This window comes from Pseudoalteromonas sp. APC 3355 (genome assembly GCF_030407615.1).
Taxonomy (GTDB): Bacteria; Pseudomonadota; Gammaproteobacteria; order Enterobacterales; family Alteromonadaceae; genus Pseudoalteromonas; species Pseudoalteromonas distincta.
Genome location: NZ_JASDDB010000007.1, coordinates 39,111 through 59,868, shown reverse-complemented (window position 1 = coordinate 59,868; position 20,758 = coordinate 39,111). Strand labels below are relative to the sequence as shown.

Annotated in this window: 18 protein-coding genes, 1 tRNA gene and 1 pseudogene; 7 read left to right on the top strand and 13 right to left on the bottom strand. The window is 38.8% G+C overall.

Annotation, left to right across the window (positions count from 1 at the left end; translation table 11 throughout):
• The first annotated feature begins 33 nt into the window (after positions 1–33).
• On the top strand, positions 34–180 hold the full coding sequence (locus tag QMA08_RS11230) for a DUF2897 family protein (RefSeq protein ID WP_076914920.1): 147 nt from the start codon (positions 34–36) through the stop codon (positions 178–180).
• 52 nt (positions 181–232) lie between these two features.
• On the opposite strand, the gene QMA08_RS11225 is transcribed toward QMA08_RS11230, so the two are convergent.
• Together QMA08_RS11225 and bamC are read right to left on the bottom strand one after the other, a co-directional pair.
• Positions 233–1,603, bottom strand: coding sequence for a YjiH family protein (locus QMA08_RS11225; protein WP_290174531.1), 1,371 nt, complete (start codon positions 1,601–1,603; stop codon positions 233–235).
• Positions 1,604–1,669: 66 nt separating this feature from the next.
• Entirely contained in the window at positions 1,670–2,731 is a 1,062-nt protein-coding gene (gene bamC, locus QMA08_RS11220) for an outer membrane protein assembly factor BamC (RefSeq protein ID WP_039487313.1), read from the bottom strand.
• Positions 2,732–3,089: 358 nt separating this feature from the next.
• Here bamC and QMA08_RS11215 point away from each other — a divergent pair, with 358 nt between their 5' ends.
• On the top strand, positions 3,090–3,623 hold the full coding sequence (locus tag QMA08_RS11215) for an ACT domain-containing protein (RefSeq protein WP_149591933.1): 534 nt from the start codon (positions 3,090–3,092) through the stop codon (positions 3,621–3,623).
• An 11-nt stretch (positions 3,624–3,634) separates the two neighbouring features.
• On the top strand, positions 3,635–4,114 hold the full coding sequence (bcp, locus tag QMA08_RS11210) for a thioredoxin-dependent thiol peroxidase (protein WP_002963124.1): 480 nt from the start codon (positions 3,635–3,637) through the stop codon (positions 4,112–4,114).
• A 512-nt stretch (positions 4,115–4,626) separates the two neighbouring features.
• On the opposite strand, the gene QMA08_RS11205 is transcribed toward bcp, so the two are convergent.
• From QMA08_RS11205 to queE, 5 genes and pseudogenes are all read right to left on the bottom strand, one after another.
• Positions 4,627–6,207, bottom strand: coding sequence for a DUF4041 domain-containing protein (locus tag QMA08_RS11205; RefSeq protein WP_169045016.1), 1,581 nt, complete (start codon positions 6,205–6,207; stop codon positions 4,627–4,629).
• A gap of 249 nt (positions 6,208–6,456) precedes the next feature.
• Complete coding sequence (locus QMA08_RS11200) at positions 6,457–7,200, bottom strand: class I SAM-dependent methyltransferase (RefSeq protein ID WP_290174530.1); 744 nt, start codon at positions 7,198–7,200, stop codon at positions 6,457–6,459.
• A gap of 226 nt (positions 7,201–7,426) precedes the next feature.
• Positions 7,427–7,768, bottom strand: a pseudogene (locus QMA08_RS11195) (7-carboxy-7-deazaguanine synthase QueE); the annotation flags it as partial.
• A 223-nt stretch (positions 7,769–7,991) separates the two neighbouring features.
• Positions 7,992–8,735 (bottom strand): class I SAM-dependent methyltransferase, encoded by a 744-nt coding sequence (locus QMA08_RS11190; RefSeq protein WP_290174529.1) that lies wholly within the window; start codon positions 8,733–8,735, stop codon positions 7,992–7,994.
• Between the two features lie 216 nt (positions 8,736–8,951).
• Entirely contained in the window at positions 8,952–9,617 is a 666-nt protein-coding gene (gene queE, locus QMA08_RS11185; protein WP_024591014.1) for a 7-carboxy-7-deazaguanine synthase QueE, read from the bottom strand.
• A 145-nt stretch (positions 9,618–9,762) separates the two neighbouring features.
• Between queE and queC the strand changes: the two genes are divergently transcribed.
• Entirely contained in the window at positions 9,763–10,419 is a 657-nt protein-coding gene (gene queC / locus QMA08_RS11180; RefSeq protein ID WP_002960416.1) for a 7-cyano-7-deazaguanine synthase QueC, read from the top strand.
• Between the two features lie 94 nt (positions 10,420–10,513).
• On the opposite strand, the gene QMA08_RS11175 is transcribed toward queC, so the two are convergent.
• Positions 10,514–10,963: an isoprenylcysteine carboxylmethyltransferase family protein gene (locus QMA08_RS11175; RefSeq protein WP_290174528.1), complete on the bottom strand. Its 450-nt coding sequence runs from the start codon at positions 10,961–10,963 to the stop codon at positions 10,514–10,516.
• 207 nt (positions 10,964–11,170) lie between these two features.
• On the opposite strand from QMA08_RS11175, the gene QMA08_RS11170 reads away from it, so the two are divergent.
• Positions 11,171–11,413, top strand: coding sequence for a hypothetical protein (locus QMA08_RS11170; protein ID WP_010553668.1), 243 nt, complete (start codon positions 11,171–11,173; stop codon positions 11,411–11,413).
• Between the two features lie 4 nt (positions 11,414–11,417).
• Here the strand turns inward: QMA08_RS11170 and QMA08_RS11165 are convergent, their stop codons facing one another.
• The 5 genes from QMA08_RS11165 to QMA08_RS11145 form a co-directional block, all read right to left on the bottom strand.
• A complete protein-coding gene (locus tag QMA08_RS11165) occupies positions 11,418–12,440 on the bottom strand; it encodes a hypothetical protein (protein WP_182752787.1) in 1,023 nt (340 codons plus the stop codon).
• A gap of 101 nt (positions 12,441–12,541) precedes the next feature.
• Positions 12,542–13,222: a tRNA (adenine(22)-N(1))-methyltransferase TrmK gene (locus QMA08_RS11160; RefSeq protein WP_290174527.1), complete on the bottom strand. Its 681-nt coding sequence runs from the start codon at positions 13,220–13,222 to the stop codon at positions 12,542–12,544.
• Positions 13,223–14,161 (bottom strand): class I SAM-dependent methyltransferase, encoded by a 939-nt coding sequence (locus tag QMA08_RS11155; RefSeq protein WP_290174526.1) that lies wholly within the window; start codon positions 14,159–14,161, stop codon positions 13,223–13,225.
• A gap of 2 nt (positions 14,162–14,163) precedes the next feature.
• Positions 14,164–16,158, bottom strand: a complete 1,995-nt coding sequence (gene uvrB, locus QMA08_RS11150) for an excinuclease ABC subunit UvrB (RefSeq protein ID WP_039487290.1) — start codon at positions 16,156–16,158, stop codon at positions 14,164–14,166.
• Positions 16,155–17,534 (bottom strand): MATE family efflux transporter, encoded by a 1,380-nt coding sequence (locus tag QMA08_RS11145; RefSeq protein ID WP_290174525.1) that lies wholly within the window; start codon positions 17,532–17,534, stop codon positions 16,155–16,157. Before QMA08_RS11145 ends, uvrB begins: the two co-directional genes overlap by 4 nt.
• Positions 17,535–18,586: 1,052 nt before the next feature.
• Between QMA08_RS11145 and QMA08_RS11140 the strand changes: the two genes are divergently transcribed.
• Together QMA08_RS11140 and QMA08_RS11135 are read left to right on the top strand one after the other, a co-directional pair.
• Positions 18,587–18,663, top strand: a tRNA-Asn gene (locus QMA08_RS11140).
• 148 nt (positions 18,664–18,811) lie between these two features.
• A complete protein-coding gene (locus QMA08_RS11135) occupies positions 18,812–20,755 on the top strand; it encodes a GGDEF domain-containing protein (protein ID WP_039487283.1) in 1,944 nt (647 codons plus the stop codon).
• Positions 20,756–20,758: the final 3 nt, after the last annotated feature.

Here is a 20,758-nt window from a genome sequence, read left to right as displayed (position 1 = left end):
ACTTAAACGTACTAAATATTAAGTGATACTGCGATGCAAACTTGGCATATTGTAATTATTGTCGCTGTTGTTTTTGCCATTATCATTGGTAATATTGCGCTGATTAGACTCTCTGCAAAACAGGAGTTTATAAAGCCCAACGCCAATATAAAAAATACAACAGACACAAAAAAGCCCTGATCAATCAGGGCTTTTTCAATAATACCAATTCGCTAAATATATTTTTGCTAATTTAGCCTACTAGCCAATGCGCCATTAGCGCAATAACAGGTAAAGTAATTAGCGTTCGCAAAATAAATATAATAAATAGCTCTAAAATATTTACCGGTATTTTACTGCCAAGTAAAAGTGCACCTACCTCAGACATATAAATAAGCTGAGTTACACTCATTGCGGCAATAATAAAGCGCGTTACATCACTTTCGATAGTCCCTGCAGCTAATATTGACGGAATAAACATATCAGCAAAGCCTACCATAATAGTTTGCGACGCAGCGGCTGCTTCGGGTACTTGCAATAGCTCTAAAAATGGCACAAACGGCATACCTAAATACTGAAATATAGGCGTATGCTCAGCAATGATCAGTGCAAATGTGCCTACCGCCATTACTACAGGTAACACACCAAACACCATATCAAGCGCATTATGTACGCCCTCTTTTATAGTGCCTTTAACACCCGTTGAGTTATCAGCTTTTGCTAATGCAACATCTAACGAATGGCCAAATAAAGTTTTATGACCCGGAATTGTTTCAGCGTCTCTATCTGGCTCAGTGCCATCAATGAGTAAGTCTTTTTTAAAGCGCAGTGGCGGTAATCGCGGCACAATAATAGCGGCAACAATACCGGCTAAACATACCGTTGCGTAAAACGGTGCAAATAGGTATTCAAGTTTAACTTGCCCAAGCACCACTAAACTAAATGTAATTGAAACCGCTGAAAACGTAGTACCAATAATAGCCGCTTCGCGTTGTGTATAGTGCTTTTGATCGTACTGCCTTGCAGTCATCAAAATACCCACACTGCCATCACCTAACCACGATGCAGTACAGTCAACCGCGCTTCTACCTGGTACACCAAATACAGGGCGCATTACTTTGGTCATTAACGTACCAGCAAGCTCTAATAGACCAAAGTTAATTAATAGCGGCAGTAATAAGCCCGCTAAAATAAATACCGAAAACAACACAGGCAATAAGTCATTTAATACCAGCGCGCCAGTATTAGCCGAGGTAATTATCTCGCTGCCTAGGCTTAAGTACGTCATTAAACCAAACGCCATACCAAATAAGCGTACCACCAGCCATGTCCAGCTCACATCAAATAAATGCTTTAACAAAGGTGAGTTACATATAGCGGCGGGTTTAAACACTTTAGTAATTACAGAAATAACCCCTGTAATACAAATAATGAGGGTAATAATTGCTTGAGCAGAGCCAAGCATCATTGCTTGAACCGCTTTTGCCATAACGGCAATAGGAATGGTCATCCCTTGCGAAGTACTAATGGGTGTCATAAATAAAAACACACCAATTAACGAAGGAACCAAAAAAGTAAACCAAGTGCGCCACGTATAGTGTGAACGTTCAGGTAGCTGAGACATATTGTTTAACCTATAAAAACCACAAAAAGAGCATAGCGCTCTTTTTGTGGTAAAACTTATTATTATTTAAATTTTAATGCCGCGCTGAATGAGTGCTGCTTCTAATGCTTGTTGTAAACCATTCATAGTACCTGGCTCAAGCGTTTCGCCTTTATCATCCATCCACGTTAAGCTAGTACCGCCTTCTTTAGTTTTACTTACTAAAATTTGGTATTGGCCTTCATCAATAGGTAGTTGAGCTACGTCATCACCCCAAATTGAATCCCAAACGCTTGTTTCTGGTTTAGTATAATCTGCAGTAATTAAGCCCGTATCTGGGTTAATTTCAACAATAGAGAACGACAAGCGCTCTAAAAACCCAGAGAAACGGTCAAACACAGCGTCGTAAGATTGCTCAGTTACAAGTGCTGCATTGCCTTTATTATCAAAGCCCATTTCAAGAGAAATAATACCTTGGCGTTTACGCATATCAACTTCAAGTTGACGGTAACGGTAATCAAACTCGCTCACTACTTGGTTAAGCGCACGTACTTCTAGCTGCTGCTTGAGTAAGTCTGTTAGCGTTTTATCACCTTTAAAATCAATCAGCTCTACACGTAAAGACGCAGTGCGTTGATGTGATTTTTCTTCAATAGTGAATCTAAACTTTTCTAAATCATCGTTAACTTCATCGCCCCACCACCAAAAACCTTCTTCGGTTTTAATGATTGAGTACCAATCAGTTTCAATAATACCAAGTAGCTTATCTTCTTTAGTAGTTCCTGCATTATTATCAGCTAGGACAGATTTAATCGTATCCCAAAGAAACTCATCTAAATCAGCAATGCCATCATTTTTATCAAAATAAATACGCGCTTGTTTATCTGTCTCTTCTACCCAACTGCCTTTCGCAATTGTTAATACTTGTGCCGGTGGGCGGTAATTTGTAGCTTCAGGATTATTGTCGTATTGACCTACATCCATTTTATAAACTGGGTCTTGAGCTGGTTGAGATAACGACGCTGGTGCTTTTACAGGCTCATGCGTACGATAGTTACGTTCGTCATGTGCCTTATTAATAAATACACTACACCCTGATAAACTTACCAATACACTTACTGCAAGTGCTTTTGGGATCCAATACTGCACAGATATTTCTCCTTAGCATACCCTTTAATTGTTTTAACAAATATATGAGTGGGTAATACCGATTTGGTTCAGTGTAAAATCAATATTAACTTTACATTTATTATTTGGCTGCCTAAATGCAATAAAGTTCAGCACTTCAACTTAGTAAGCAACTAAGCGCAAATAAGCAAATTTTAGCTATGGTACTTTCCCGTGCCAGTAAAAACAAGAAACACCGCACTTTAAAAGCGCTTAATTAGCGTGTGCTGTAGTTTAGAGCCCTTTTTGTGTTAAACTTCGCCGCCGTGCAACTTCTCGTGTGTATTTTTGGTGTTGCCAACTCGGTTGATATAATCCAAGTAACAAGGTATTTGAACTCATGACTGCATTTTCAAATCATCAAATTGTTTTAACAGCGATTGGCGAAGACAGACCCGGTATAGTAAGTGAACTAACCCAACTGGTTAGCGATTGCCACTGCAACATTATTGACAGCCGAATTGCTATTTTAGGCTGCGAATTTACCTTCATAATGCTACTGAGCGGCGACATGTCGGCAATAAGCCGCATAGAGCACGTACTGCCCACTAAAGCCATGGAACTTGGCCTGCTAACCATGATGAAGCGTACAGCAAGTCATACTCCTGAGGAGTTTTGTGCAGGTTACACACTAGAATACACAGGCATAGACACCCCTGGTACATTGAGCAAAGTAACGCGCTTTTTTGCCGACAATAATATTAGTATTTGCTCACTTAAGTCAGACACTTATTCCCAAGAAGACAACATAAAGATGCGTTGTGAACTTGAATTCAACATACCTGTTGATGTAGATATAGATCAATTTAAAATTAGTTTTGAGAGCCTTTCTCACACGCTAAACGTAGATTATATTTTTAAACGAATTCGTTAAGGATGCTAAACATGAACACAATTAGTCCATTACAAGCTGGCGATACTGCACCCGCTTTTAGCCTACAAAACCAAAACGACGAAACAGTAACATTAAGCGAGCTGTTAAAAGAGCAACAAGTACTCGTGTACTTTTACCCTAAAGCGTCAACGCCGGGCTGTACTGTACAAGCCGAAAACCTACGCGATGAGCAAGCACAGCTTGCTAAATTTAACACCCGCGTTGTAGGTATTAGCCCAGATCCAATTAAGCGCCTTAAAAACTTTGAAACTAAAAAAGAGCTTAACTTTGATTTATTAGCCGACGAAGATCACGCCATTGCTGAAGCATTTGGTGTATGGGGCTACAAAAAATTTATGGGTAAAGAGTACGATGGTATTCACCGTTTGACGTTTTTAGTAGGCCAAGACGGTAAAATTAAACACCTATTTGATAAGTTTAAAACCAAAGATCACCATCAAGTAGTGTTAGACTATCTCGCAGCAGAATAAGTTAGCTGCAGAATAAGCTAGCGGCACAGTAAGTTAACTACCAGCTATTAGACAAATACAGAAAAGCGTTGCTCAAGGGCAACGCTTTTTTTATGCCTATACATTTGCGCTATATAAAAACTTAATTAGTAATTTAGTAAATAATTTGTTAAAACTGCCAAAGCACTTATTATTAGCACCTTGCCAATTGGATATTTAAACCTTGAATAAAAGCCTAAAATTTAAACTTTATTTAACTGCATTAATCATCTGTATTATTGGTTTTAACTTTTCAGAACCAAGTATGCAATTTTACTCAAACCCGTTTTATATCGGTAGTTTTGTTTTTGCTATTGCGCTTATAATCTCTGTAATTAATTACGTCTGCCCTGCCTGTAAGAAAAACCAAGTAATGCGCTCTATTTCTAGTTGTAAGCTTCCCACTAACGATTGTTATAATTGCGGAAAAGAAATTGATGAAAAAAACTAATTCACCTACTTTGTCTTAATACATGAAACTAAATAAGAAAGAGTTAAGCAACCGCATTACATTGTAAGTTTTTCTCTATTGCTAAACTCTCACGATACTCAGAAGCTTCAGCTTTTAAAGTCCAATGAACATCTTTAATCCCATTGCCCTCTACAGCTTTCTTAACTTCTGATATTGTAGTTTTGAAAAATTCTTTCCTTGAATTTATTTTATTCACTGAGTAAATATCAAAACGGCGATGAAGTTCTTTTTCTAAAGATGGCGCATCTTCACTAAATATCATCGCATGAACATCAAAGGAAAAAGGAACAGATGCATCGCCTAGTTCTTTTACACGATCCATAGGCTCAAGTCTTCGGGTCATACCAATTTTGAATACCTCTTCACCAAAACTGCCTACATTGCTTATTACGTATACATGCCCTCTTCGGGTTTGTTGTGCCATCGACATAGCTCTTTGACCTTTATCTTCTGCTTCTTTTAATTGCTTTTCTAGATCAAGTAATTTCGCTTCATAGTCGGCTCGCTGCTCATCATTTGCAGTAGAAAGTTCTTCTCGTGCTTTTTTCAAAGCTTTCTGAAGTAAGCGTTCTTCTTTTTCGGCTTCTTTCTTTGCTTTCTCAATATCTCTTAAAGCCTTTTCTTCTTCCCTAATTTGAGCCTTAATTTCTGCTTGCTCTTCACGTTCGATTCTTTTTAATTCACTTGTAGCTACAGCCCACTTTAGTTCAATTAAACGTGCATTAAGATATTTTTCATTAATTCTAGCTTTTCTAAAAGGAACGCCATTGTGGTTAACTAATGCGAACGCATCTAATATTTCTTGGTTTATTTTCCCAAAATTATCGTGTTTTACTTTAGATAATGCACTGTCTACTTTACCGTTAAATGCATCAACTACAAAATGGATTGCATATGTTTTTCTATGTTGTTCAACATAGTCACAATCCCCAGCAAATCCTTCTTTTATCATTTGCCTAATATTTTGACGTATTGACTTTAGCTCTGCTCCAGCTTCTTTGTGACCAAAATCCTCAGCTAAGTCATCTAAAACTGAGTGATTAGGAATGATATAGTCGTCCTTATAGCCTTCGATAGTATTTCGCATTGCTTTTATTGCTTGCTCGTAGGTATTAGCTTTTTCTTTTGCTTCATACGCATCACCCGCAATCTCTTTAGCCCTTTGCTCTGCGAATAAAGTAATACGGTCAGCTTCTTGATTAGCATCCAACCTAATTTTTTCAGCTTTCTCCTTCGCTTCTCGAAGTCTTAGGCTCCCCTCTATTCTTTGTTCCTTTAATGACTCACTTACAGTAATAGATTCATTTTTTACTTCATTAGCTAAATTTTCAGCAGTTTGCTTTATAGCATTTGCTTTTAGTTTCGCTTCATCTAATAAAGCTTGAGAGTAAGCTTCGGCTTGAATGATTGGGCTATATTTCTCAGTTAGCTCTTTATTTTTCAATGATTGCTTTTTAGCTTCTTCTCGCGCTAAAGCTAAAGAATCATTTAATGCCTTAATATTTTTTTTAAACTGTATTTTTAAATTTTTTGTATGGTTGTACCAACCAAGACAAATCAATATGGTAATTATTAGGAGGAGAATTGATGCAGAGTGTTCCATTTTAAATTCCTTTTATCATTATTAAATCCACTATTTGAAGGTAGCATATATTTTTGAGTCGATGAAACTGAAATTAATATACAGAATTTTACGCGCCGAAACTCAAATACGGTGCATCGTCGGATGGCGCTTCGCTTATCCGACCTACGTTTTCAAATATATAATGCGGGGTTATAGGGTGTGGGTATTGGCCGTGGATATGGAGGTTCGTTGGGTTTAGCTACGCTCTACCCAACATACGTGTTTGCCTTAAATTTTTACGCAGACGAAAATGGCGTTGCCTGAGCGCTCTGCCCATGGGGTTATTTTGTCGTAGTCATGTTCAAATATGTGGATTTCGAAGTACGGTTTTAAGGCTTCTTTAAGCTCGGTATAACTAAAAGCAACCATTGGGTGCTCGTCGTGCCATACGAGTGTTTTATCTGCGGTGGTTTTTTCTATGCTGAGTTTTAATAACTGTTTACTGCCGCTGCCACTATAGTGCCAGCCAGAACGAAATGTGAAGAAGCTATTTTCGCTTGTTGCTGTGTGCTCTACAAATGAATCGCTGTCGATTTTGTTTTTATCAACAGTGTTAAAACAAAATATTCCACCTACGTTTAATGCGCTGTGTACGCTGGCAAGGCATTCTTTTAACTTATTAATGCCGTCGCAGTAATGGATTGAATACAAAAAGCAGGTAATTAAATCCAAGTGCTCGGTTACCTTAAATTCACTCATGTTTTGCAATGAAAATTGCGCTTCTGGGCAACGCGTTTTTGCTTTATCTAGCATTGGCTGGTTTAAATCAAGCCCACTACTTTTATAGCCGTAATCAATAAAGTGGCGTACATGCGGGCCGGTGCCACATGCTAAATCGAGATGGGTATTTGCGCCATTCCCAAAAATTTGGTGCAGCCTGTGAATAGAATTGCTTTGGGCTTGATAATTAATATCTGCACACATTAAGTCGTAGTAATCAGAAAGGTCGGTGTAAAGCGCATTTGCGGACATATAAGCCTAGTGGTAAGTAGTAGAATATTTTTAAGTCGCGCATAGTAAACTAGTTATGGCTATTAGCGAAGAAGATATGAGCTTTAGGGTTGTCGGGTGGTGCTTCGCTTATCCAATCCACGTATTTAAATATTATAAAACGTTATTAGAAAATGGTGCGGAAGTAGAGGTTTGTTGGGTTTAGCTTCGCTCTACCCAACATACGTAATATAACTTTAAGCTGGCTTTAACTAATTCCTAAATACTTATGTACTTGTATTGATAGGCGCCAGTTTTTGGCAATACAGGTGTCGATTGCGAGTTTAGTTGCTGATACTTTTTGACTAATTGGCTGTAAATAAACAAGCTTAGGGTTAACACCTGTTTTAGCAAATAATTCTTCTAACTCTTCTACATGCTTTTGCATGGCAACGGGGTGTTTAATTTCGTTGGCACGCTTCATTGCACTGGTAAGTACTTCATAGCCGCCGCGCATATTGATTTTTGGTGATACCGTTACCCATGTTTGCTCTGGGGCGAGTATTTCGAACGTGCCGCTGGTTTCTATTTGTGTACTAAAGCCGTGTTCGAAAGCCAGAGGGGTCAAATCTTGACTTCATACATCATAATTAGTTAGCTGTTTATATTCACCGAAACTCAAATAGGTGTCGGATGGCGCTTCGCTTATCCGACCTACGTTTTCAAATATATAATGCGGGGTTATTGGCCGTGAGTATTGGAGGTTCGTTTGAGCTCGTTGGGTTTCGCTGCGCTCTACCCAAACTTTTATCTCTTCTTGATGAATGTTTGCCTTAAATTTTTACGCAGACAAAAATGGCGTTGCCTGAGCGCTCTGCCCATGGGGTTATTTTGTCGTAGTCATGTTCAAATATGTGGATTTCGAAGTACGGCTTCAGGGCTTCTTTAAGCTCGGTATAACTAAAAGCCACCATTGGGTGCTCGTCGTGCCATACGAGTGTTTTGTCTGCGGTGGTTTTTTCTATATTGAGTTTTAATAACTGTTTACTGCCGCTGCCACTGTAGTGCCAACCAGAGCGAAATGTGAAGAAGCTATTTTCGCTTGTTGCTGTGTGCTCTACAAATGAATCGCTGTCGATTTTGTTTTTATCAACCGTGTTAAAACAAAATATTCCACCTACGTTTAATGCGCTGTGTACGCTGGCAAGGCATTCTTTTAACTTATTAATGCCGTCGCAGTAATGGATTGAATACAAAAAGCAGGTAATTAAATCCAAGTGCTCAGTTACCTTAAATTCACTCATATTTTGCAACGAAAACTGCGCTTCTGGGCAGCGCGTTTTTGCTTTATCTAGCATTGGCTGGTTTAAGTCAAGCCCACTACTTTTATAACCGTTATCAATAAAGTGGCGTACATGCGGGCCGGTGCCACATGCTAAATCGAGATGGGTGTTTGCGCCATTACCAAAAATTTGGTGCAGCCTGTGAATAGAATTGCTTTGGGCTTGATAATTAATATCTGCACACATTAAGTCGTAGTAATCAGAAAGGTCGGTGTAAAGCGCGTTTGCGGACATATAAGCCTAGTGGTAAGTAGTAGAATATTTTAAGTCGCGCATAGTAAACTAGTTAGGGCTATTAGCGAAGAAGATATGTGCTTTAGGGTTGTCGGGTGGCGCTTCGCTTATCCGACCTACGTATTTAAATATTATAAAACGTTATTAGAAAATTGTGCGGAAGTGGAGATTTGTTGGGTTTAGCTTCGCTCTACCCAACATACGCAATATAACTCTTTAACTAATTCCTAAATACTTATGTACTTGTATTGATAGGCGCCAGTTTTTGGCAATACAGGTGTCGATTGCGAGTTTAGTTGCTGATACTTTTTGGCTAATTGGCTGCAAATAAACAAGCTTAGGGTTAACACCTGTTTTAGCAAATAATTCTTCTAACTCTTCTACATGCTTTTGCATGGCAACGGGGTGTTTAATTTCGTTGGCACGCTTCATTGCACTGGTAAGTACTTCATAACCGCCGCGCATATTGATTTTTGGCGATACCGTTACCCATGTTTGCTCTGGGGCGAGTATTTCAAACGTGCCGCTAGTTTCTATTTGTGTGCTAAAACCGTGTTCGTGTAATAAGTTACATACTGGATTTAAGTCGAACATACATGGCTCGCCGCCGGTAATTACTACATGTTTTGCGGTATAACCACGTGATTGAAACAGCGCTAAAATTTGCTCTGCACTGGCGTTAGCCCAATGATCTGAGTCGGCTTTTTTTTCTACGGTTTCATCCAGCGATACTTTATATACATTATCAACATCCCACGTTTGCTTGGTGTCGCACCAAGAGCAACCTACTGGGCAGCCTTGCAGACGTAAAAATATTGAGGGTGTGCCAGTAAAGCTAGCTTCACCTTGAATGGTTTCAAACACTTCATTAATTTTGTACAAAAGAGATCTCACTTACTACCTAGCAGCCAAATTGCTACTATTAAAAAACCAAAAAGCGCTGTGCAAAAATTGTTATTTAAGCTGCGGCCGTGTAGTATATCGCGCCCTGATATAAACCTCTATTAAAACTAAGAGCAAAACAGATATGACGCAAAAAGTAGTTGTTATTTATTCCGGCGGTATGGACTCATTTACCGTATTAAATAAAGCCCTGCAACAAGGCCATGATGTATATGCCCTTTCATTTGACTATGGTCAGCGTCATGTAAAAGAGCTTAAAGTAGCGGCAAGTGTGTGTGAAAAATTAAACGTTCCACATAAAATTGTTGATATTTCGGCGATTAACCAACTTATTGGTGGCTCATCACTTACTGATGATATTGATGTGCCTGAAGGCCATTACGAAGAAGAAAGCATGAAAAGTACGATTGTACCTAATCGTAATATGATTTTGCTCTCGCTTGCTGTTGGTTACGCGGTATCACTTAAAGCTAGCCAAGTTTATTACGGCGCTCATTCTGGGGATCATGCTATTTACCCTGACTGCCGTCCTGAATTTGTGCAAAAAATGGATGATGTGTGTCGTATTGCGAACTACGACGCGGTAGAAATTTTTAGCCCGTATTTAAATAATACTAAAATTGGTATTTTAACCGACGGTATTGAAATGGGTTTAGATTACAGCCAAACGTGGACCTGTTATAACGGCCGTGAAAAGGCCTGTGGTAAATGTGGCGCGTGCCAAGAACGCCTTGAAGCATTTGCACTAAATAACATTACAGACCCGTTAGAATACGAATAAGCCGCAATTAATTAGTAATACAATTGCTGCAAACAAAAAAAGGCTATCATCGATAGCCTTTTTTGTTTGTCACGTTTTAAGTCAATGATATTGATTACAGCCAGCGTTTTACGCGCGCTTTATAGGCGGTAAACTCTTCGCCAAATAATTTAGTGAGCGCACGCTCCTCGGGTATTATTTGAAAAAATGTTAAATAGGCAATAAACCCGATAATACATAAAAGCGCCCACAAGGAACTTAACCAAACACCCCACCCTGCTAAAATAAATGCAAAACCCACATACATTGGGTTACGCGAAATTTTATAAATGCCGCTCGTAATAAGTTTTGATGCTTGCTCAGGTACATTTGGGTTTACTGTGGTGTTTGCTATTTTAAAGCTCGCTACCCCTGCAATACAAAAAACACACCCAATAATGACCAAACTTGCTGCTAGGTAGGTAATAAATGCGGTGAAATCAATAACACTGTAATGCGCAATAAGCGCCATTATGCCTGCAAAAAACAGCACAACGATAACCGGTGGAATTTTATTATTTAACATGGCAACTCACTGTATTGACTAAAATATGTTTATTATATGGTGGCTATGCAGCCATTAAACAATATCTGAAGTGTATAAATGATGAACACGCTCAAAGCTGAATTAAATAAAGTATACAAATTAAGTTACAATTGTCAGCTTTATCAAAAGCGCTTAAAGGTTATACTTTAACCATAAACGAATAATAAAATGATAAGGAATGAGGTTATGTCTGGAACTACGATGATTGTACTTATTGTGCTAATTTCGGTTGGCTCAGGAGTAGTTTACGATATGTATAAAAAGCACCTTGAGTTTAAGCATAAAATGCAAAACAACAACAGCGATGCCCATAAACAACTAGCTGAAACAAACGCACAAGTGCTTGCATTAAAAGAGCGTGTACAAACACTTGAGGCTATTGTTACTGATTCAAGCTTTAACGTTAAAGATGAAATTAATAAACTTTAAGTTGTTATAAGTAATTTGGATATAAATGTGCATTTTCTGGCTGCTCAATGCCATGAGCAGCTAAAAAACCACCAATAGCTTGCCCGCAGCCCTGTGGTGCTCGCCCGCTGTCTATCTCAAAATTTAACTGATTTGCATGTTGCTTACCCATAGAGCAAAGCCCTACGGTACTTGGCGAGCGCATAGCGATACTTAGGTTACCTATTTGTTCAACCACTACGTGCTTGCTAAAGCGGGCAAAACCTTTGTATTTAAACTGCTCGTTTACATAGTCATTACTTGTGGCCACCAATGCCGCAATTAAGCCGTGTAAAAAACTATTAGCGGATGAGTCTGCTGTTAAAAACGCAATTGTTTTTTTATTAAACTCGCTAAGCTGGCAATCCTCACACAACAGCTCAACAGTATATAAATGTTGCTCGGCTACTTGCTGCTGGCTTTTAAGCTCAATACTTTTTCCTGCAAATACAATGCGTTTAAGCACTTCGTCAACGTTACTTGTAACCGCTTCGCTTTTAACAAGTTCAGGATTTTGCGCCATTACCGGTAAGTCGTGATGGTTATTAAATGGCGTACTTGTTGCGCCGCTTTGCATTAACTGAAAAAGCTCTCTTACTTCATGTTCTCGCGCTACTTTTAACGCTAAAAATGCGGTTTGAATAAGCTCTGAGGTAGGTAAGTTTTCCTCTACTATCCAGCGTCTGCCAAATAATAGTTTTTTAGCTTTGGCTTCATTAGTAGATGCGCTTTTTTGGTAGTTATCAGGGCTCAGCACTGCTACTTGCAGGTAAATTTCTTCACCTTTTTGTGCAGCAAGCACTCTAAAGTGAGCCGAAAACTCAATACTCTCAAGTACTTCGTTTACGCTTTGAAGCGTGTGCTTGTAACGTAAAAAATGCTGTGGCACCACCCAGTTACTATTAGCCAATTGCACAAGGGGTGCATAAGAAATAGGTTGCTCGTAACTGTGTTGCCATTTTTGCTCATTGCTAAGCAAATGATTAATGTGACTCTTGTTATCTGACATAAATAAACCAAATAAACTCGCGTTGTGCGATATAAACTATGAACACATTACGTCGTCAATGTCGTAATTAGATCACATGTACGCCCTACTTTTGGGCTTTTTTAACTATCGGTGAGTTCTTGATAGTCTGTTATAACTTTTTGATAGTATGGCTTATCTTTATTGAGCATTTTATTATAATGATTTATGAGTTGCCGTTGGTACATAGCGTGCTCTGTACTAGCAAAGTCCCACATTTTGTTGCCGGTATGGCTAATCTCAATATTGGTACTAAAGCTCACTTCAATCACTTCATAAAAACGTTTGTTGTCGTAAACTATTTGCTCACTTATAAGCCCTAAACCAAGTTGTTTTAAACCCACTCGCAACTTATAAGTGTGATGCACGGGGCATAAAATAAACCGAACATTATTTAAATGCTCCACTGCGTTATTAGCAATAATTTGTTGTACTAAACTTAACAACAGCTCACCGCCAACACCTGCTATTACAACTACTTGACTTTTACTTTGAGCAATTTCTATTTTGCCTACATCCTGACATAAGACCTGCCACTTCGGATCTTTATTACAGGTTTTTTGTAATTTATTAATAGATGATAATTGCGCTTCTAAATCGTTCATTAAAGTGGCGACTATATCTACAAAAATAACGTGGTTTGCAGCTGCGCGTTTTAATAGCGCCATGCCTAAATAACCATGGTCGCAGCAACAATCCCAAATAATATCGTGATGCTGCGAAATTAATTTATCAATGGCAGTTAGGCGTTTACTGAGCTTCATTTAAGCAGATGTTTGTGACGTTTTATAGACAAGCGCTTTTAAACTTTTGTCGCTGTCTACTTCAATAAAACGCTCGGTGGGGGCTAGGCGCTCAACAAATTCAATTGCGCCTTGGGTGTTCTCGTTTATTAATGCTTTAAACGCATCTTCGCTAAGCTCTGGGCTATTCGCACACAATAGCAATTGTGTGGTATCGCAAAGTAGCTCTGGCAACCTGCGCAGCACTTTTTGATAGTCTTTAGTTAATATAAAGCTGCCTTTTTGAAAGCTTGGCGGATCAACTATTATTAAATCAAACGGGGCTGCTTTTTTTAGTTTTCCAAACGATTTTAAAATATCGTGAGGTAAAAAACTTACGCCGCGCTCAAAACCATTTAGTTGATGGTTTTGCTTGCCAACTTTAAGCACGCCTTTGCTCATATCCATGTTCATCACATGATCTGCCCCGCCTTGCATTGCGGCAAGCGAAAACCCACACGTATACGAAAACAAATTAAGCACTTTGCCATGCTTGCTGTTAGCCATTACAAATTCACGGCCGCTGCGCATATCGGGAAATATTCCGGTATTTTGGCGGCTCTGTAAATCAACCAAAAAGCGAATGCCATTTTCGGTTACAACATGTGGATTAGGTAATTGCCCATAAACCACGGTGTTTTGGCTTTGTACGCCAGCACGCTGCTGGTACACAAGTGACGTAATAAGCTCAGGCTGGTTTTTTTGTGCCCACTGCCACACAACATTGGTGAGCTCGCTTAGTGTTTGCTCATCAATTTCATCGTACGAAACCAAAAATAAACTTGGCGGGTAAAAGTCTAAATTAATATGGCTTAATGCTTCGACGCTGTGGCCTCGGCCATGAAAAACACGACACAGTTCATTTTTTAAAATTGGCGCGTCTTCAAGCGCAGTAATAAGAGGTGTAAAGTTTGCTGTCATTTTTAATTAATCAACTGTTGTTGTAGTTCATGTATTTCATCGCGTACAGAGCCCGCTTTTTCAAATTCTAGGTCGCTTGCGTATGCATGCATTTTGGTTTCAAGCTGCTTAATTTGCACGGCAATTTCTTTCGCACTAAGAACCTTTTTAGACTCTTTACGAATAAGTTTAAGGTTGTCTTTAGGAGCCGCTTCTTCGCCTACATCCATTACATCAAGTATTTTTTTAGCCAGAGCATGAGGCTCTATACCGTGCTCAACGTTGTATGCATGCTGAATTTCGCGTCTGCGTGCTGTTTCGTCCATGGCTTTTGCCATTGATTTTGTAATTCTGTCGCCATATAAAATAGCGCGGCCATCTAAGTGACGCGCAGCACGGCCAATGGTTTGTATCAGCGAGCGAGCCGAGCGTAAAAAGCCCTCTTTGTCAGCATCAAGTATGGCAACAAGTGCCACTTCTGGCATATCAAGGCCTTCTCGCAGTAAGTTAATGCCCACTAACACATCAAACACGCCTGCTCGTAAATCACGAATTATTTCTACGCGCTCAACGGTATCAATGTCTGAATGTAAGTAACGTACTTTTACATTATGCTCGCTTAGGTAGTCTGTTAAATCCTCAGACATACGTTTAGTAAGTGTAGTTACCAGTACGCGTTCGCCCTTCTCCACACTTTTGTATATTTCTGAGAGTAAATCATCAACCTGATCGCCCACAGGACGTACTTCTATAAGTGGGTCGAGCAGCCCTGTTGGGCGAATTACTTGCTCTGCTATTTCGCCCGCGCAGCGCTCTAACTCAAAGTCGCCAGGCGTTGCCGATACATAAATAGTTTGTGGTGCTATGGCTTCAAATTCTTCAAAGCGCAGTGGCCTATTATCCATTGCTGAGGGCATTCTAAAACCATACTCAACAAGGTTTTCTTTACGGCTTCTGTCGCCTTTATACATTGCGCCAATTTGCGATACGGTTACATGCGATTCATCAATAATCATTAATGCGTCATCAGGTAGGTAATCAAGCAATGTTGGCGGTGGATCGCCTGGCGTACGCCCCGATAAATAACGGCTGTAGTTTTCTATACCCGAGCAATAACCTAGCTCGGTCATCATTTCTATATCGTATTGCGTTCGCTGTGCTACACGTTGCTCTTCTACTAATTTGTTTGCACTGAGTAACTGGGCGCGTCGCTCTTTTAGTTCTTCTTTTATTTTTTCGATAGCGCCAAGTATTTTTTCACGCGGGGTAACATAGTGCGTTTTAGGATAAATAGTAGCGCGCACTATGTGCTTTTCAATTGCACCGGTAAGCGGGTCAAAAATACTTAAGCGTTCTATTTCATCATCAAACATTTCTACTCGTACAGCAAATGTGTCTGACTCAGCTGGGAATATATCAACTACTTCGCCACGTACACGGTATGTACCTCGGCTAAAATCTATATCATTGCGGGTATATTGTATTTCAGCAAGGCGGCGTAGCATGTCGCGTTGATCGACTTTTTCGCCCACTTTTAAAAGTAGCATCATTTTCATGTACGATTTAGGGTCACCCAAACCATAAATAGCCGATACCGATGCCACAATAATGGTGTCGCGACGCTCAAGCAATGCTTTGGTCGCACTTAAACGCATTTGCTCTATGTGCTCGTTTATCGAAGCATCTTTTTCAATAAATGTGTCGCTAGATACAACATAGGCTTCTGGCTGGTAGTAATCGTAATACGATACAAAGTATTCAACCGCGTTTTTAGGAAAAAACTCTTTCATCTCGCCGTATAGCTGCGCAGCCAATGTTTTATTGTGCGCCATTATTATTGTTGGACGATTTAAATCGCTAATAATATTGGCCATAGTAAAGGTTTTACCTGTACCGGTGGCACCTAATAACGTTTGGTGTGCAAGCCCCGCTTCTAACCCTTCGCATAGCTGTTTAATGGCGGTAGGCTGATCGCCTGCTGGTTTGAAATGTGATTTTAACTGAAAATGGTCGCTCAATTATTGCACTCCTGTAACGATTCGCCGCTCAGCGCTTCTAGTTTTTTCATAAACCATTTATATGCCACTATTGCTGTAAATAAATTACCTATGGCAGCGCCTATAAATAATCCTAATAATCCAGCTATTTCGTTGCCGATATAAGCAAATGGTACATAAAATATGAATAAACGAATAACGCTTAGTACCAATGCGTTCATTGGTTTGTGTAAAGCATTAAACGATGAGTTTGATAATATGATCACCCCTTGTAAGCCATAGCTTAGTGGGATGGTATAAATAAAGAGCTTAATTACATCTATTACGGCTTGTTCTTTACCAAATAATTGGCTTATAACACCTGAAAATGCAATTAGTAATACGTAAATGGCAAATTGCCATACCATCACAAATTTTAGTGTGCCGGTATACGCTTCTTTAACACGGCATAATTTGCCAGCCCCAAAGTTTTGACTCACAAATGGCGGTAATGTCATCGATAGCGCAAGCACTAATATACTTGCAATAGATTCTATCCGGCTTCCCACTCCAAATGCGGCCACGGCTTCTGGCCCATGATGCGCTACTAAGGCGGTCATTACAGCCATTGCAACGGGTGTAAGCATGTTTGCACCTGCAGCAGGTAAACCAATTTTTAATATTTTACGAATAGCGCCAGTTACAGTTTGCTTGCCCGCTTTTAGACTCAACAAACGTTTTTTAACCGCTAATATATATAAAATAATAACCACAGCGACCGACCATGCAACAACACTTGCTATGGCAGCGCCTTGAATTCCTAACGCGGGTACCGGCCCAAAGCCAAATATAAGTATTGGGTCAAGTACGGCGTTTATCAGCCCGGCTCCGCCCATTACTATACTTGGCGTTTTGGTATCACCGCTGGCACGCAGTACCGAATTACCAATCATTGGGGTTATTAAAAATACGCTACCGATAAACCATACATTCATGTATTCGTGTATTAACGGCAATACTTGCGCGCCCGCTCCTAGCAAAGTAAATATGGGGTCAATCAGTAAATATCCAACAGATGACAACAAAATAACCAAAACCACACCAACCATTAAAGAAATACTGGCATCAAAACGTGCTTCATCAATTTTATTACTGCCGAGCGCTTTCGCTATTACTGCTGATGTACCGATCCCCAGCCCTATTGCTAAGCTGATAACGGTAAAAGTAACCGGAAATGTAAAGCTCACGGCAGCTAGTGGTTCGGTGCCAAGTAAGCTTATAAAAAAGGTGTCTACAATATTGAACATCATTAGTGTGATCATCCCGAATATCATCGGTATGGTCATCGTCTTTAATGTAGGCAAGATAGGATCGTTTAGTAAATCTGGGCGAGTCTGAGATTTTGAAATTGCGCGCATGAAATAAATAGGCCTCTTTTACTGAACGAATCATTTTAAAGCATCAAGGCAGTTCAAGCCACGGATTTATCACTACAATTGATGTAATTACGGAAGTAAATATTCTAAAAAATAGTAAAACTTGGTTTTTACATCTTTTTGTTAAAATAGAGCCTAAACACGCCAAAAAACAATTAAAACACATTTTTATAACTTTTATTACAAACACCCTGTGTTATCTGATGCTTTTTTACACAAAGCAACTACTTGGTTTATCGTTACGAAAAAATTCATTCATGGAGTTACATCTATTAGCCACCAAAACATAACCTACTGTTTTACAATGAATAAAAAATAGTGATTTAAAAGCTTGAAATCGTTGTAGCACCCTAAAACATTGGTGCCGATGATGTTCTTAAAGTTTCATAAACAGAGTTATCCACAGAAACCGTGGATAACTCATTCAAAGCCGCATTTATAAAGGCCTTGAGAGACTCGCAATTTTCGCTGAGGTCCAACCAATTATTGATTTGCTAATTGTGGCATTTTTATAAACTCACACTGAAAACGCAAGCTTGCCGATTTTTCTTCTTAACATAGTTATACGTTAGTAAATAAAAAACGTTTAATACAAAGTTAAGTTATTGATTGTTCTATTTTTGAGCGAAGATAATAAATGCTCAATTTATAGATCAAAATTGGATCACTATTAAGAGGGAAAAATACTTTTATGACTATTCGTGCAGGTATATTTTTAGAAAATTAAAATAAAAAAGTAAATAAATACGAAGAATACCCCAAAGTAAAAAATGAAATTTTATGTTTTTGAGTTGTTTTTTAATTACAAGTGGCTTTAATGGCGTGTTTAATTTAACCAATTTAAAGACTCAACAATAATAAAACTCGCATTAGTATTCTTAAATTCTTAAAAAAACAGCTTTAATAGAGCTATAAATCACGCAGATCGAACACAAAAACAACGAATAAACCTCTTTTTTCAATTTATGACTTTTATATGTTGACACTTTGCGGCTCCATCATTAATATTTCGCCCCGTTGAAAGGCAAGACGCTTCCCCCTTAGCTCAGTTGGTTAGAGCGACGGACTGTTAATCCGCAGGTCCCCCGTTCGAGTCGGGGAGGGGGAGCCAATTCTAAGAATTTCATAGACATTCCAAGCTATTTCCACTACTCTTCCTTATATAACTAAAGCATTAGTTTAATTCTTTAATGCGCTGTACTTAGTTTATTAATCAAGGACTTGATTCCTTCCCTTTTGATCATTAAAAGACTGAAAACATGGCTGGATTTAAAAAACTTATTTTTATACAAATTATCTCTTGGTTATTGTGTGTTGCAGCAGGAAGCTACTTCATATCTATAAGCTTTGATACTGCGGTAAGTGATGCACAAAAAAATGCACAAACAACTGTTACTAAGTATATTAATGACCTTTCTTTAGACGATATTTCTGCTCAAAATTTAAAACAATCAATTGCAGATGGTAATACGTTTTCAAGCTTTACTCTAAGAGATTACCAAGGTGCTGAAGTATTTAGCATTAACCCCCCTACTCAATTACCAATGTTTGCTGATTTTGTACTCTCTAACTTTAACTCTGTACGCCCACAGTTTGCTGTAAACGATGCCGCAGATATAAAAGTTGAATTTGTACTTAACATTGAGCATTTAGCGTCGCAGCTACAAACGTCCCTTTTTATTGTTATTTTGATTTCTGCCATTTTAGTTATTATTCCAATAATTCTAATGAAATCTATTTTTTATCATTTAAATAAAAATATAAGTACAACAGTTGCTGACATTATCGATATTTATATCAATCAAAACCAACTTGATAATGATTTAGAAACAGCATTAGATGGCACTCGATTGAAAAAAATGGGAAAAGATTTAGTACCTAGTTTTAATCGGTTATCACATTTTTTAAAAAACAAAAACGAAGACATACAAAGCGCTGCTATGACTATCAAGCATGAAGCGTACAAAGATGTAATTACCTCGCTTGGTAATCGTAATATGTTTGTTGAGTACTACGAAAAAAATATTGAAAACACTGAGCAAAGTACATTTGGCTCTTTAGCTATGGTTCGTTGTAGCGAACTACAAGCTATAAACCAAAGCCGTGGTTATCAAAAAGGTGACGAGTACGTTAAAGGCGTTGCTGATATTATTAAGCACATAAGCGGCACTTACACGGGTAGCCAAGTATTTAGATTAAACAGCTCTGATTTTGCGGTAGTACTCCCCCACATTCCTTTAAAAGAAGCTGAGCGCTTTGGTGAAAACCTGCAATCGCGCTTCACGCAGTACCAACAAAACCAAGAGTTAAGCTCGGTAGCTAATACGGGTATTGTGGGTTACGAAAAAGGTAAACCGTTAGGCGAACTGCTTTCTGTTGTTGATAACGCGATGAGCATGGCGCAGTCAAAGCAAGTTAATGCATGGCACGTACAACGCGAAACCGATTTAGTTAATAACGTAAGTGCGGGGTTTGGTAATCAAAACTGGCGTAAGGTTATTAAGGAAGTTATTGAATCTAAGCGTGTGCATTTAGTGATGCAAAACATTATGCCGCTTGGTAAAAGCATAAAAGCCTACGCTGAAGTACAAGTTCGATTTAAAACAGAAGACAATCAAGTACTGCCTACCGCTTCTTTTTTAGCAATGGCCGAAAAACTTGATATGGCAATAGAAATTGATCGCTTAATCATCGACTCTTCTCTTGAAAAAGTTAAAAGCCGTAATTTATCTGAAAAGTTTTTTGGTTTAAACGTAACAGCCTCAAGTGCACACAACGATCAGTTTGTAATTTGGCTAGAGCGCCGATTATTGAAAGATACGCATATTGCATCTAAACTAGTATTTGAGGTTAGCGAGTTTGGTTTACAGCAAAACATCAAAGCTAGTAAACGCTTTATCGACATGGTTCACCGTGTTGGCGCACGCGTAACTGTTGAACGTTTTGGTGTTGGCTTAACTTCATTTAAGTTTTTCCGCGATTTAAAACCTGACTTTATTAAAATGGATGCAAGTTACACTCGCGGCCTTGAAGATGATAAAAATAATCAGTATTTTATGCGCTTAATGGTTGATTTAGCCCACCGTATTGGTGTTAGCGTATTTGCCGAAGGCGTTGAGAGCCAAGAAGAAAAGCACATTATAGAAACTTTGTGTTTAGATGGCGTTCAGGGTTATTACATAGAAAAACCTAAAGACATATAGTCT

Coding starts and splice junctions, on each gene's coding strand:
- QMA08_RS11200 (WP_290174530.1), bottom strand. CDS start 7,200: ATGTCCGCAAATGCGCTTTACACCGACCTTTCTGATTACTACGACTTA.
- QMA08_RS11145 (WP_290174525.1), bottom strand. CDS start 17,534: ATGCGCGCAATTTCAAAATCTCAGACTCGCCCAGATTTACTAAACGAT.
- QMA08_RS11205 (WP_169045016.1), bottom strand. CDS start 6,207: ATGGAACACTCTGCATCAATTCTCCTCCTAATAATTACCATATTGATT.
- QMA08_RS11215 (WP_149591933.1), top strand. CDS start 3,090: ATGACTGCATTTTCAAATCATCAAATTGTTTTAACAGCGATTGGCGAA.
- QMA08_RS11155 (WP_290174526.1), bottom strand. CDS start 14,161: ATGACAGCAAACTTTACACCTCTTATTACTGCGCTTGAAGACGCGCCA.
- bcp (WP_002963124.1), top strand. CDS start 3,635: ATGAACACAATTAGTCCATTACAAGCTGGCGATACTGCACCCGCTTTT.
- QMA08_RS11230 (WP_076914920.1), top strand. CDS start 34: ATGCAAACTTGGCATATTGTAATTATTGTCGCTGTTGTTTTTGCCATT.
- QMA08_RS11160 (WP_290174527.1), bottom strand. CDS start 13,222: ATGAAGCTCAGTAAACGCCTAACTGCCATTGATAAATTAATTTCGCAG.
- QMA08_RS11165 (WP_182752787.1), bottom strand. CDS start 12,440: ATGTCAGATAACAAGAGTCACATTAATCATTTGCTTAGCAATGAGCAA.
- queC (WP_002960416.1), top strand. CDS start 9,763: ATGACGCAAAAAGTAGTTGTTATTTATTCCGGCGGTATGGACTCATTT.
- QMA08_RS11175 (WP_290174528.1), bottom strand. CDS start 10,963: ATGTTAAATAATAAAATTCCACCGGTTATCGTTGTGCTGTTTTTTGCA.
- QMA08_RS11190 (WP_290174529.1), bottom strand. CDS start 8,735: ATGTCCGCAAACGCGCTTTACACCGACCTTTCTGATTACTACGACTTA.
- QMA08_RS11225 (WP_290174531.1), bottom strand. CDS start 1,603: ATGTCTCAGCTACCTGAACGTTCACACTATACGTGGCGCACTTGGTTT.
- QMA08_RS11135 (WP_039487283.1), top strand. CDS start 18,812: ATGGCTGGATTTAAAAAACTTATTTTTATACAAATTATCTCTTGGTTA.
- QMA08_RS11170 (WP_010553668.1), top strand. CDS start 11,171: ATGTCTGGAACTACGATGATTGTACTTATTGTGCTAATTTCGGTTGGC.